This window comes from Cyclobacterium sp. 10D3-21 (genome assembly GCF_055809755.1).
In genome coordinates, this window is record NZ_CM147924.1 from 2,066,078 (window position 1) to 2,080,951 (window position 14,874).

Consider the following 14,874-nt stretch of genomic DNA (forward strand, 5'->3'; position numbering starts at 1 on the left):
TGATGCTACTGGAGCAACTGCTATAAATTTAAACGGATTGCGAAATAAAAAATAGGCAAAAATACCATGGAAAATATTTCAGAAATGAGAAATTGTGTGATTGGGGGAGATAGTGAAGTTTCACCTAATGTAATGTTAGGATATGTCTACAAAGGTTGGCGAAAAGTAGCTGTTCTCGGGGAGCGGGCAAGAATACATAGTGGTACGGTAATCTATGCAGACACAAAAATAGGTGACCGGTTTACCTGTGGACATAATGTTACCATTCGGGCAGAATGTGATATTGGAGACAGGGTGGTTATATTACATGGCTGTATTTTAGAGGGGAAAATTGTAATTGGGAAGGGGGTTAAAATTATGGCAAATGTATATATTCCAAGTAGGACGACAATTGGAGAAATGGTATTTATTGGTCCAGGAGTAAATATTTTGAATGCCAAATTCCCTATGAGGGAGCCACTTGTAGCCGAAACTAAAATAGGCAACAATGTAATTATAGGTGGGGGAGTAACATTAGGTCCGGGGATAAATATTGGAGACAATGTTTTCATTGGGGCAGGCAGTACGGTTTTAAATGATATTCCGCCAAATTCTTTGGCCTATGGCGTACCTGCTAAATTCAAACCACTTCCAGAAAAATATGGTAAAAGAAATGATCCTAGGCAAATCTTTACAGGGCTTGATCTTTGGGATAATACAGGTGATGATGGTACCTGGGAGGAAGAAGAATATTTCGGAAAAACACCAGGATAATAAAATGTTTATAAATTTATTTTAGCCTATTATTTTATATTAGAAATTTTGATTGGGCTCATAGAAGTTGAAATTCAGGCAATACCTTTAGCAAGTAACGGTGTAAAAGATGTAGCTGAGCCAATCATCTCCTAATGATTTTAGGCAAGAGTTATAGCTATTTATAGATGTTTAATTAATGGGCAAAACCTCTGGAGACTGGCATTCTTTCTAAACTAGATAAACAGGAAGCTTCTGCTGGCTGGGGAATGCCTGTAGGTCTTTATGACAAAGTAGCCTTTTTAATTTGACATTTTCTAGCCCACCCTTACAACTACCTCCTTACTCTGTTTGATCAGTTTCTTGACCACAGACCCCCATTTTCATAATTCCAGCTATGCCACCTCTTGTGTGTTGACTATCTTTCGAAAATCGGTGGGGGTCATTTTTTTATATTTCTTAAACTGCCTGTTAAAATTTGCCAGACTATTAAAACCACTTTCATAGGCAACTTCTACAATGTACCTATCTGTTTCGGAAAGCATTTTGCAAGCATGTCCCAGCCGCACCATGTGCAAGTATTCAACAAAGGTAATTCGGTACTTCTCTTTGAAAAAATTACAAAAAGTGGTTACTGCCATATTTGCAAGCGAAGCCACTTCAGGTAATGTGATGTCTTTGTCGAAATTTTCATGAATATAAGTTTTTATTTTGTCCAGTCTGTCTGAACTATGAGGTTCAATCTGATTTAAATAACCCACGCTGGCAAGTAATTCATATTCCTGGGTTTGGGAAAATATGTCAAAAATAGAAAGTAAACTGGACAAGCGTTGGATACCATTCATATGAACCATGTCTTTCATTAAGGCATTAATTTGTTCTTTGGTTTTTCCATGAAATGCCAATCCCCTTTTGGTAAGCCGGAAGAAATTCTTCAAAGTTTCCATCTCTGGAATATTAAGAAAATTTTCCCCTAAAAAATCCTTCTGAAAATGGATTACAATAGCCTCGGCATCATAGCAGGCCAGCCCATTTACGAATCTGGATTCATTAATCCAAACATGGGGTAGGTTGGGGCCCATACAAACCAGGTCACCTTCATTAAAGTATCCAATATGGTCACCTACCATTCTTCTACCTTGACTTTTGAGTACAAAAACCAACTCGTATTCAGGGTGATAATGCCAGGGGCAAGGGAAATATTGCCCTTTTTCTTTAAATACTATAAAAGATTTATCGAAATCCTTTGGCAGTCTTACTTCGATCGATTTCATAAGTTCCTCCTTTTGTTTAATAATATAATTTAAAGTATGAATAAATAAAAGGGATGGGCTTATCTGCTTAAATATAGCACCATAATTATAAAAAATATTAATACTCCTTCTTATTTTTTTAATCCTTTCTTGCTTTCGTTAGGAGAATAAAATAGGCTAAAAGATTATGGCATAAATAAGTAAAAATGGAAAGATGGAGTTTTTTGGCGCTTTTAGATCTTTTTGCAGTTGCTTAGATCGAAAAGCAGCAAATTATAGAATAAATGGAAGTTTTTGATTCCTGTCCAGCTTATATCGCTGATTATAAAAGATATTTTCATTGGAGTTGTGAAAAAGGAAATTCTGATTTACAGTAGTAAAAGACTATCAGATAAATCATTTCTTTTTTGTCTAAACAGGTTTAACATTGCTTAGTAGCGTAAGGAAAAATTGTAAGATTACCTTTTTGATTTCCCAAAAGTCGATCCCCCTTGGGATTAAGTTGCTTCCAGTAAGAATTACACTGTCAGATACCAACCAAAAATGGTAATCCTTTTCTTAATAGCCAGTCAGCCTGCTTCAAATATTAAATGAAGGAAATTTGATACCGCCCTATTCCCTTGTATAAAATCTCATTAGTACTAAAAAACGCAAAAAGAACATGTATTACTGTAATAATTATAGAACGGCAACATCGGATTGGTTAAGGGATATTTTTTGTCATAAACATTAAAATGTGGCCATTCTATAAGATAGTATCTTAGATCTAGGAAAAAGTATAGGATTGTCGGGAAGGGAATAATTAAATTTGGTAAGAATATTATCGTAGCTCCAATAGATATTGTCAATGCTACAGATAATAAAATAATAAATAAAAAGCCGAAGATCATGGGGATGATCTCCGGCCAATTAATGATCCTACTCATTTGTATCGATTTGCAATCTTAAGATGAATAGGAAATGCAGAAAAACTAAGTTTAATCTACAACCACGAAAGTATGAAAAAATTAATTTACAGACCACTTACCAGATTATTAAGTTTCTTGTTCCTGGGGATCTTCGCACCGGTTGTTTTCACTGGTTCTGGATTTGCCTATGGGATAGGAGCTCCCTTAATGAATAGGTATAAGGTGGACATTAATGTTGCTAAACAAGCCATTAATATAACAGGGAAAGTAACTTCCCAAACGGATGGAATTGGATTACCAGGCGTAAATATCTTGATTAAAGGGACCTCTAGTGGAACTGTCACGGATGTCGAGGGCAATTACAAGCTTAACGTCCCGGATGGATCAGAAGTCCTGATTTTTTCTTCTATTGGGTTTATTACCCAGGAAGTGCCCATTATGGGAAGAAGCCTTATTGACATTGCTTTAGTCGAAGACCTTAAGGGATTGGAAGAAGTGGTGGTGGTAGGTTATGGTACCAAGAAAAAAGTGAATTTAACCGGATCTGTTTCTACAGTGACCAATGAAGCATTGGAGAAAAGATCGGTACCCAAATCCTCCCTTGCCTTACAAGGACAGATGAGTGGGATCTCTGTACGTCAAAGTTCGGGTAATCCCGGTAAAAACAGTGCCTCTTTGTTAATAAGGGGACAGGGGACTTTTAGTTCTGCAGGCAATAGTCCTTTGGTACTTGTGGACATGATAGAATCTTCCCTGGATGATGTAGATCCCAATGATATTGAAAGCATTTCTGTGCTTAAGGATGCCGCATCCGCCGCTATTTTTGGTTCGAAGGCAGCAAATGGAGTAATCCTTATAGAAACCAAAAAAGGAAAGTCAGGAACACCTGTATTTAGGTACAATGCTTATGTAAGCAGCCAAACTCCTACAATGATTCCCGAGATGTTGAATTCATGGGAATATGGATTGGCGGTCAATGAAAACAACCTGAATTTAGGCCAGCAAAGGAGGTATACGGATGATGAAATTGAGTTGTTTAGGTCTGGAAACAATCCTGATTATCCCAATTTTGATCATATTGGGCATTTATTTGGATCAGGTCAAGGTACTGAAACCAAGCATGACTTATCCGTAAGTGGAGGTACTGCTGAAACGCAATACATGTTCTCTTTAGGCTATTATGACCAACAGGGTATCATCCAAAAGAACAATGCTGATCGGGTTAATTTGCGCCTTAACCTGGATAGTAAGCTAAGTGATAAATTAAGCATCAGTGTCAAATTGGCCGGAAATAAAACCAGTTCCAATGAACCATCCGCTCCTTATGGCAATGGAGGTATAGGGAATATCATTGCTGGGGCCATGAGGAATTCAAATGCCATACCAGGCTTTACAGCTGATGGTTTGTATGGCCGAAATGAGACCTCTCATCCAGAAGCAGATTTAAACAGCCAATCCTTTGTGTCTGGGGAGGAATCCAATATCTATACCAATGGTAGTATGATCTACCAAATCACAAAGGACCTTAAAATTACAGGTCAGGCAGGTTACACCCAAGGGCTTACTGAAAGTAAAACTTTTATTTCGACCTATCCTATCACTTCTACTTATGCAATTCAAAGAAACAGTTTAAGGACAGGATGGTACCAAAGTTCAGCTTTGACGCTTCAAGCGTTTCTAGAGTACAATAAGGATATTGATGATCACTCTTTTCAGGTGCTTTTGGGACGATCTGCTCAAGCTTATAGCTCAAAATACCTGGGAGCTTTCAGAGATGATTTTCCAAACAATGAAATTTATGAAATCGATGCAGGAGCAACCGTTCGTGCAACCAATAATGGAGGAGCATCAAGGAATACCCTTTCTTCCTATTTTGGAAGGCTAAATTATGACTTCCAGGACAAATATTTATTGGAAGCAAATTTCCGTTACGATGGTTCTTCCAGATTCCCAGAGGAAAGTAGATGGGGTTTATTTCCATCCTTTTCTGCAGGTTGGAGGTTAGCACAAGAAGGCTTTTTTCAGGATGCATTTCCATGGGTTGCAGATTTCAAGGTCAGAGGTTCTTGGGGGAAATTGGGTAACCAATCCATTGCCAACTACCCTTATCAGGACCTTATTGCTTTAGGACAGAATTATCCATTTGGCGGTTCGCTTTCTGCTGGAGGTGCTGTGACGACGATTGCCAACAAGCAAATCACCTGGGAGACAACCACCATGACCAATATAGGGGTTGATTTGGCCCTATTTGAGAACAGACTATCCTTTTCAGGTGAGTATTTTGTAAAAATCACAAACGATATCCTTTACCCGGTGTCAGTTTCCAGATTGTTAGGAGCTACGCCATCTGAATCCAATGCAGCGAAAGTGGAAAACAAAGGTTGGGATTTTGACCTTAGCTACAGGAATTCCATTGGAGAATTCAACTTCGGTGCATCGGCTATTTTCTCGGTTGTAAAGAATCAGGTATTGGAAATTGCCAACCTTGAAAGAGATATCTCCAGAGGCTTGTTTTTAGGTCAACCGATCGGGAGCAGGTATGGATTTATGAGTGATGGTCTATTTGTAAGTGAAGCGGATGTTGCGAGTTATGCTACCCAGCCCTTTTCAAACCTGGCCATTCCTGGAGGAATCAAGTACATGGACATCAGTGGACCTGAAGGGGTTCCAGATGGTGTGGTGAATTCCACCTATGACAGAAGTGTGATAGGCAAGCCTTTGCCACTTAGTACCTATGCCCTTATACTGAATGGGGATTACAAGAATTTTGACTTTAACATTATGTTTCAAGGTGAAGGAGGTAGGGATGCTTTTGTAACGCTTGGTCAATTCTTCTTTCCATTAGAGAACAATAGTAATGTGCAAAGGGACTTTTATGAAAACCGATGGACACCTGAAAATCCTGATCCCAATGCGGCTTACCCAACAATCATCGCTACCGCTTCTGGTTTCTACAATTCCAATCCAGTTGATTTCTGGAACCGGGATGCCACATTCGTAAGGTTGAAAAACGTGCAACTCGGCTATACGCTACCAGAGGGCCTTATTGGAGATACCTTCCTGGACAATGTGCGCTTGTACGTCACCGGTGAAAACCTTTTCACGATCACCAAATTTTACAAAGGTTGGGATCCTGAAATGCAAACAGGAGGAGCGGATTGGTTTTATCCGCTTATCAGGTCTTATGTGGTGGGTGTAAATGTTAGGTTTTAATAAAAGATATTCAGATTATGAAAACATATAAAAAATTAGGCTTAGTTAGTGTTTTGTCTATTCTGATCTTGATGGGTCAAACCGGTTGCCAGGATTGGTTGGATGAACAACCCTTGGTTCAGTTGTCAGAAGGGTCCTTCTGGAACAGTCAAAGTGATGCCATGCTTGCGCTCACTGGTGTTTATAATGGTAGTAATGTAGGCAATAACTCCTATACAAATGAATTACTGATTCTATCTAGTGCAACAGATGACTCCAGCTATAAATTTGGTTCTGTTGGGAACATTTACAGTGGCTACTTAAGAGCGGCTGATACGCAAGTGGTTTTGGCCATTTGGCAAAGGGCGTACAGGACCATCTTCAAAGCCAATTATTTCCTCGAGAACATTGAGCGGGTAGAAATGGATCAGACACTAAAGGCTGAGTGGATTGCAGAAGTTAAATTTTTAAGGGCTTACGAATATTTCTATATGTCACTGCTTTACGGAGGTGTTCCGTTGATCACCAATGTAATGACCATTGAAGAAGCCAATACGCAAACCCGAAATTCAAAGACTGAAGTGGTGAATTTCGCCATACAGGAACTTACCGCAGCGGCTGTAGATCTTCCTGCCAGCAGGCCAGAGAATGAAAAAGGCAGAATAGTTAAAGCTGCCTCATTGGGTATCAAAGGAAGATTGTTGATGATTGATGAAAAATGGGCTGAGGCAATTGCTGTTTATGAAGCCATTATTGGGCTGCAGGTGCATGAAATAGACCCCAGGTATAAGACGATTTTTGAAGAAGCAGGTGAGGGGAGTAGCGAGATTATCCTGTCTACCAATTGTATTGCTGGTCTTTATGGGAACACACACAACCAAAGAAACCACCACCCAGAATTTTACGGGGGATATTCAGAAGTCAATCCCTATCAGGACATGGTAGATGCGTTTTTAATGAATGATGGTCTTCCTATAGAAGATTCGCCATTGTACGATCCCGAAAACCCATTTGACAACAGGGATCCAAGGCTTTATGCCAGTATTTTTCTTCCAGAATACACCGAATTTAGAGGAAGGCTGTTTTTAGCTCATCCAGATAGGGCTTCCAACAACATTGCAGCTTTGCCAGGTGCCACTGGCTATGGGTGGAAGAAATATGTTACTGAAGATTATGCAGGTGATTTTGGAAATTCAGGAGACGATATCATTTTGTTGAGGTACGCAGAAGTGCTGTTGAGCTATTTAGAGGCTAAAATTGAAAATGGTGACCAAATTGATCAAGACCTTCTTGATTTGACGATTAACCAGGTTAGAGGAAGAGCGGCTGTAATGATGCCCATGGTTACAGAAACTGACCCTGCAATGCTTACAGAAATTTTGCGGAGAGAAAGAAGGGTTGAGTTCTGTATCGAACGAACAATCAGGTACATGGATATCCGTAGGTGGGGGATATATGAAGAAGTGATGAACCGACAATTCTATGGTATGAAATTGACCGATGACCCTGCCAATTACACGGATTACTCTGTGGAAACGTCTGGCCCTATGAGCGGTCATTATAAAGTAATTGATAAAACAGGAAGCATAACAGAAGACATGGAATTGATTCCAATTCCTTTATCAGAAATTGATATCAATTCGGCATTGGAGCAAAACCCAGGTTATTAATTCTGTGTGTACTGAATAAAGGTAGCAAACCACTAACATGCGGGAGACGAGTCATAGATCTTGTTTCAAAAAAATGGAATAGGTTTTATCGTCTCCCAATGGGGGTGATTTTAAAGACAGGAACTGAAAGAAGTAATATTTAATCAATAGAGTAAATGGTCGAAAATAAAATAGTACGCAGGAATTTTGTTAAAAAGCTATCCTTTGGGGGAGTTGGGTTAAGCTTATTGGGGCAGCCCTTATTTTCTATAGCCAAAAACCTTCCAAGGGAAGACTTAAAGGTAGGTCTGGTAGGCTTATCGGTCCATAGTGCGGCATTTTCAAAAATACTAAACGACCCAAATAAAAAGAAAGACCTTTTTGGTTGTAAAATGGTGGCATTGTACCACCCACCTGGAAACCCCGATGTTGACTTCACTCCAGAACAACTTAGCAGTTATCAAAAAGATGTGGAGGAGATGGGGGTTGCCATGGTTGATTCCATGGATCAATTAATTGAGATGGTGGACGTGGTGATGATAGAGACCAATGACGGCAGACCTCATATGAAGGAAGTTCTCCCAGCGCTGAAAGCAGGAAAACCTGTATTTGTAGACAAGCCTGTTGCAGAGGATTTACAAGGAGTGGTGGACATCTACAAAGAGGCAGAGAAATATGGTGTGCCCATTTTTTCCTCCTCAGCATTACGGTACATGGAAAGCGCTCAGAGCATCAACCCTTCTGAGGTGATAAGTGCCCATACTTTTAGTCCTGCGGCTTTGGAAAAGAGTCATACAGACTTGTTTTGGTATGGGATTCATGGCATTGAATATTTATTCACCGTAATGGGACCAGGTTGTGTGGAAGTACAGCAAGTGCAACATTCAGATGCCGAAGACCTGGTAATTGGATACTGGAAAGATGGCAGGGTTGGTGTTTTTAGAGGCATCAGAGAAGGGAAACGAGATTTTGGAGGTACGGTGTTCAAGGAAAAAGAAATTGTGGATCTTGGTTCATTTACAGGTTATCGATCCCTGGTTGTCAAAGTAGTTGAATTTTTCCTTCAAAATAAAGCTCCTGTATCAGCAGAAGAAACCTTTGAAATCTATGCTTTTATGGAAGCGGCTCAGGAAAGTAAAAACAAAGGAGGAAAAAAAAAATCCCTGGACAAAATATTACAAAAGGCTTTAAAATAATCAATTGAACTTTTAACTATTTAATAAAGAGGTAATTATGAAAAAATTGAATGTTGGAATTATTGGATACGGTTGGGTAGCTACAGCACACATAAATGCGATAAACGCTGGAGAATTCGCTCAGGTTTCTGCTATTTTTTCATCCAGAAAACATGACGATGCCGAATTAAGCAAAACCTGGGGAACAGACATTAAGTCTTATACTGACCTTGACGAAATGTTGAAGGACAGCAGTATTGATGCGGTTTCCATATGTAGTTACACCTATCAACATACTGAACATGCATTGGCCGCAGCAAAGGCGGGTAAACATATCATTTTGGAAAAACCAATGGCTTTGTCCTGGGACGATTGCAAGGAAATTGAAAAAGCGGTGAAAGCTGCAGATGTGAAATTTTGTATTTGCTTTGAATGCAGGTGGTCCAACCAGTTTATTTCCACAAAAGAAGTAGTAGATCAGGGATTGATCGGAGACATCCATTATGGGGAAATTGATTACCTGCATGGTATAGGTCCCTGGTACGGACAATTTGAATGGAATGCGAAGAAAACCGGTGGAGGAAGCTCTTTGCTAACAGCAGGATGTCACGCTTTGGATTCCCTTCTAATGTTTATGGGTTCTGATGTTGAAGAGGTTACCAGTTATGATACCAAAACCAAAAGCGAGATTTTCAAACCTTACGAATATACCACAACCAGTGTAACCATTCTGAAATTCAATAGTGGAAAAATTGCCAAGTGTGCAGCAAGTGTAGATTGTTTGCAGCCTTACTATTTCCATACCCATTTGTTTGGAAGTGAAGGGTCTATTTTAGACAATAAATTTCACTCGAATAAACTAAAGTCGGATAAAACAAGGTGGAGTGAACTGTCCATGAAAATGTTGGATTCTGGCGATGTGGCTGACCATCCTTATCAATTGCAGTTTGATTCCTTTTTCCAATCCATAAATAATGGGACAGACATGCCTTTAACAGGATTGAAAGAGGCCATGAAAACACATGAAGTCATTTTTGCTGCTGACAAATCTGCCGCTACTGGGAAAAGTGTAAAGCTATAATTGATGGATAAAATAGCTATGGCAATTGCAGCGCATCCTGATGATATTGAGTTTATGATGGCTGGTACATTGGTATTGTTAAAAAATGCGGGATATGAAATCCATTATATGAATTTATCTTCAGGAAATTGTGGAAGCACTGAGACGGATTCGATCACTACTGCCAAGATAAGGTTGCTTGAGGCACAAAATGCCGCAAAGATATTGGGTGCAGTATTTCATCCTCCTATTTGTGACGATTTTGAAATTTTCTATGAAGTTGAAACGCTAAAAGCATTGACGGGGATTATTCGCAAAGTAAAGCCAAGTATTATCCTTACGCATTCACCTACAGATTATATGGAGGATCATATGAATGCTTGCCGTTTGGCAGTAACGGCTGCATTTGTTAGGGGTGTACCCAATTTTAAGGCATCCTTTCCAGCAGTTTCCAATTACAATTGCGCCATATATCATGCCCTTCCACATGGACTTTTGGATCCTCTGGGTCAAAAAGTTGTGCCGGGGATATTTATCGATACTGAATCGGTTCAACCCATCAAAAGAGAAGCTTTAGATGCCCATAAAAGTCAAAAAAACTGGCTGGAAGACAGTCAGAAAATGAATTCTTACATCGCTGCTATGGAAAATTTTTCCATAGAGGTAGGCACAATGTCCGAAGGCTTTGTGCATGCAGAAGGATGGAGAAGAAGGACCCACTTTGGATTTTCAGAGTCAGAATTTGATCCACTTAAAGGTCTGGGAGAGGTTTATTCCCCATGCAAAGTATAGGCAGGTGTCAAATTGTAAAACTATAAATTAACGAAAAAAGATATGAGAAAGATAAGTTCAATAGCTCCGGATTGGTGGGATTATACCACCTTGGATTTAGGCAGTAAAATCACCGATCAAATTGCCAGCATGACTCCGGCAGATATGATAAAATTATCCAGACCTGGCTTTGAGGTGGTTTTTTATGATACCATAGAAGAGTTTTACCTTGCCGAAGCCCTGGAATACATTACTACCTGGAAAAAAGCTACTGCTGACAATCCAGTAGGGATTTGTGGCCCCATTGGCCCTACAGAACAATTACCCCTTGTGGCTAGGTTGGTCAATGAATTGCAGATTTCCCTAAAACACGCTCATTTCTGGTCTATGGATGAATGGGTGGTTGACGGCAAGGAAGTTTCCGCCAATCACTCCCTATCCTTCAAAAAAGCATTCAATGACCTTTGTTATAGCAGGATAGACAAAAAGCTGGCCATGCCAGAGGAAAACATACATTTCCCGCAGGCTGATACCGCCAAATTTATAGAAAGCTGGAAACATGCCAAATGTTTAATCATGCAAGGTGGACAGGGCGATGTCAAGCATTGGGCCTTTAATGAGCCACCAAAACGTGAAGGGAAATATAAGGACAATCCACAAACGGTGGAGGAATACAAAAAACTACCAACCAGGGTTTTGGATTTGCACCCTATTACTATTCAACAAAACTCAAGGTTACATTGTGGAGGAAATGTTCCTTTGATACCTACACAAGCTGTGACGGTAGGGCCTAAGGAAACATGGGAAACGGATCAAGTATCTATTTGGCACGCCGGGGCCCATGACAATCCTTTTGGTCAAAGACTGACCACCTACATGATATCCAATAAAATACCAGATACTTCCGTGCCTATGTCGGTTTTGGCAGATCATCCCAATGTAAAGTTTAACTTCTATGCCCCGGGTTTAGGTACCTGTTCTGTAGAAATGCATTAAGGAGACTACTATCCAATAGGTTGGAAAATTAATATTTATTTAAATTAAATTCTAAATGAGATTATTGACAAATTCGAAAAACCCTATTAGGGTGGTTCGTTCCTTATTCCTCCTGGTTAGCCTGGTTTATTTAGGGGCATGTTCCAGTGAGTCTGATTTTTCGTTCAGTGAAGGGGATAGAATTGCCATTGTTGGGAATTCATTGGCTGAACGATTCCAACATGATGGATGGATGGAGACTTATCTTCAAGCTGCTAGCCCGGGCAAAAAGCTAGTTTTCAGAAACCTGGGTTATTCAGGAGATCAGGTGCATTACAGACCCAGGGCCCATGAAGGGTTTGGAGACAGCGATAGTCATTTGTCAAACGTTAAGGCCAATGTAATCTTCTCCTTTTTCGGGTACAATGAATCTTTTGATAACCAACCTGAGACATTTAAAAAACAGCTTTCTCTTTGGATTGATCATGTGCGTACGCAGAAATATGATTCTGTGAATGTACCCAAAGTTGTATTGTTTTCGCCAATTGCACATGAAGACCTAGGTTCTCCCAATCTTCCTGATGGTTCCGAAAACAATTCCCGCTTGCAGGCCTATACCCAGGCCATGGATGAAGTGGCTGAGGAGAAAGGGGTTGTCTTTGTTAATTTGTTTGATGCAACCAAGCAAATGTATGAATCTATAGAAGAACCATTGACTATAAATGGTATCCATTTGAATGAAAAAGGAAACCAGGAAGTGGGTAAATACATTGCTGAAACCCTAATGGGTGGTGGGGTCAGTGCCGATTTGGTAGCTTTGGATTCCATAAGATCTACCGTTCAAGACAAAAACCTTTATTGGTTTCACCGGTATCGTGCCATTAGTGGCAATGATGTTTGGGGAACGCGATCCATACAAGATGGCAATTATAAAACCCTTCAGAGGGAATTAGAGATGTTGGATGTGATGGCCGCCAATAGGGATGAGAAGATATGGGCCAGAGCCAATGGTGAAGACATGGAAGTGGATGACAGTAACATGCCCGACCCTATAATGGTAGGCACCCATATTGTTAGAGATTTAACTTATATAGATCCAGAGGAAGCCATTGAAAGAATGACCGTCCCTGATGATCTGGAAGTTAATCTGTTTGCTGCTGAGGATGAATTCCCAGAGATCATCAACCCTGTTGCATTGCAGGTGGATACTAAAGGGAACATCTGGGTAGCCTCCTGGTCTACTTATCCAAAATGGGAGCCTGGAAGAGAGATGAGTGATAGATTGGCTTATCTCAGTGATGAGGATGGTGATGGCAAAGCGGATAAAGTAACCACTTTTGCTTATGTTCCACATCCTACAGGCTTTGAATTCTGGAATGGTGGGGTAATCGTTATATCTGCTCCCGATGTTTGGTTTCTTAAAGATACCGATGGTGACGGCGTGGCCGATTTTAAAGAACGTCTTTTTGGAGGCTTGGGATCGGATGATTCCCATCATACGGCGAATAACCTTATTTACTCTCCAGATGGCAATATCTATTACCAAAGAGGGATTTTCATCCTTGAAAATGTAGAAACACCTTACCGGAAAAGTGAAGAATCAGGAACACCGGGACTTTATCGATTTAATCCAAGGACTTCTGACTTTTCATTTATGGTGGAAAATACCCCCAATGCACATGGTATCAGTATCGATAGGTGGGGCAATCCGCTAATTACGGATGGTACAACCGGAAAAGCTTTTCAGGTTTACTACAAAAGGACGGTTACTTCCAGAACCGATACCAATGAATTTGACAAAAGGCCTTTGTTCAAACAAACCATCCGACCAATTACCTCCAATCAAATTTTATCAAGCCAGCATTTTCCAGACAAATACGAAAATAATTTCTTGATTTATAATGTGATTGGATTCCAGGGGATAAAAAGGTACCAATTAGAATACAAGGAATTAGGAGTGGTAGAAGGTGTAGAAGCAGGAGACCTGGTATTTACAGGAAATGATCCAACCTTCCGTCCTTCCTCTGAAGCCCAACCTAGGGTTGTGCCTCCGGGTTACACAGGTGACCCTAACTTCCGTCCTTCTGATGGGGTAATAGGAAAAGACGGGGCCTTGTACTTTGGGGATTGGCACAATGCGATCATTACCCATTCCCCCTATAATCTCAGGGACATCAACAGGGATCAGGCACATGGTAGAATTTACCGCATAACTGCAAAAAACAGACCACTTCAGGAGCCGGTAGCCATTTACGGGGAACCTGTAGAGAAGCTTCTGGAACTGTTTAGAAGTCCTGTGGATGGCATTAGGCATTCTGTCAGGATTGAATTGAGTGGCAGGGAGACCAAGGAAGTGATAGAGAAAGCGCAGGCTTATGCAAAGACACTTGACCCTCAAAGTAAAGAGGATGCGCTTCCGATGTTGGAGATTTTATGGCTCCACCAGCAACACAATGTTAAAAACAGGGACTTGCTTACGACAGTATTAAAATCCCCGGAGGAAAAAGCTAGAATTGCAGCACAAAAAGTTGCCTGGTTTTGGAGCGATAGGGAATCTCATAGACGTGGAGGTACTTCAGGTGACATTACAGGAATGCAAAATAGAACCTTCTATGAAAAATTCTGGACGGATTCAGATTCTACCAAGGTGGAGACGAAGCATGAAGACATGAAAGGTCATGCCAATATGGCACCAGCTAAGAAAGCGAATGAAAGTGGGAAACGAAAACTAGAACTACAAAAAGATCCCATTGCAAAGTTGACCATTGTAGCTGAGTTGCTTGCATTCGATGTTTCAGAATTTACGGTTAAGGCTGGTCAGCAAATAGAACTGACGGTGGATAACAAAGACCTGATGGAACACAATATTGTTATTGTAGAACCAGGTGCTGCGGATGAAATAGCCTCATTGGCCATAGCCTTGGGGGACGATGGCCCTGCCAAACAATATCTTCCCGAAAGCCCGAAAATAATAGCCGCTTCCAAATTGCTAAATGGCAAAACAGTGGAAACAATGAAGTTTAAAGCACCAACCAAGCCGGGTGAGTATCAGTTTGTATGCACTTTCCCGGGACATGCGCCTGTGATGAGAGGCATCATGCGGGTTTTACCCTAATTTCACGACCCTATTTCATTCGAGTACATTCATTCTAAAGCAGG

At 40.5% G+C, this 14,874-nt stretch carries 9 protein-coding genes; 8 read left to right on the forward strand and 1 reads right to left on the reverse strand.

Annotated features, from left to right (window positions below):
- Positions 1 to 66: 66 nt before the first annotated feature.
- Positions 67 to 753, forward strand: coding sequence for a DapH/DapD/GlmU-related protein (locus tag AC0L7T_RS08420; protein WP_473342106.1), 687 nt, complete (start codon positions 67 to 69; stop codon positions 751 to 753).
- A 374-nt stretch (positions 754 to 1,127) separates the two neighbouring features.
- Here the strand turns inward: AC0L7T_RS08420 and AC0L7T_RS08425 are convergent, their stop codons facing one another.
- Positions 1,128 to 2,006, reverse strand: a complete 879-nt coding sequence (locus tag AC0L7T_RS08425) for an AraC family transcriptional regulator (RefSeq protein ID WP_473342107.1) — start codon at positions 2,004 to 2,006, stop codon at positions 1,128 to 1,130.
- Between the two features lie 977 nt (positions 2,007 to 2,983).
- Between AC0L7T_RS08425 and AC0L7T_RS08430 the strand changes: the two genes are divergently transcribed.
- The 7 genes from AC0L7T_RS08430 (at position 2,984) to AC0L7T_RS08460 (ending at position 14,830) form a co-directional block, all read left to right on the forward strand.
- Positions 2,984 to 6,106, forward strand: a complete 3,123-nt coding sequence (locus AC0L7T_RS08430; protein ID WP_473342108.1) for a SusC/RagA family TonB-linked outer membrane protein — start codon at positions 2,984 to 2,986, stop codon at positions 6,104 to 6,106.
- Positions 6,107 to 6,123: 17 nt separating this feature from the next.
- Complete coding sequence (locus AC0L7T_RS08435; protein ID WP_473342109.1) at positions 6,124 to 7,755, forward strand: RagB/SusD family nutrient uptake outer membrane protein; 1,632 nt, start codon at positions 6,124 to 6,126, stop codon at positions 7,753 to 7,755.
- A 155-nt stretch (positions 7,756 to 7,910) separates the two neighbouring features.
- Positions 7,911 to 8,930 (forward strand): Gfo/Idh/MocA family protein, encoded by a 1,020-nt coding sequence (locus AC0L7T_RS08440; RefSeq protein ID WP_473342111.1) that lies wholly within the window; start codon positions 7,911 to 7,913, stop codon positions 8,928 to 8,930.
- Positions 8,931 to 8,967: 37 nt separating this feature from the next.
- A complete protein-coding gene (locus AC0L7T_RS08445; protein ID WP_473342113.1) occupies positions 8,968 to 9,990 on the forward strand; it encodes a Gfo/Idh/MocA family protein in 1,023 nt (340 codons plus the stop codon).
- 3 nt (positions 9,991 to 9,993) lie between these two features.
- Complete coding sequence (locus AC0L7T_RS08450; RefSeq protein WP_473342114.1) at positions 9,994 to 10,761, forward strand: PIG-L deacetylase family protein; 768 nt, start codon at positions 9,994 to 9,996, stop codon at positions 10,759 to 10,761.
- 42 nt (positions 10,762 to 10,803) lie between these two features.
- A complete protein-coding gene (locus AC0L7T_RS08455; RefSeq protein WP_473342115.1) occupies positions 10,804 to 11,736 on the forward strand; it encodes a sugar phosphate isomerase family in 933 nt (310 codons plus the stop codon).
- Between the two features lie 55 nt (positions 11,737 to 11,791).
- Positions 11,792 to 14,830: a PVC-type heme-binding CxxCH protein gene (locus tag AC0L7T_RS08460; RefSeq protein WP_473342116.1), complete on the forward strand. Its 3,039-nt coding sequence runs from the start codon at positions 11,792 to 11,794 to the stop codon at positions 14,828 to 14,830.
- Positions 14,831 to 14,874 lie beyond the last annotated feature (44 nt).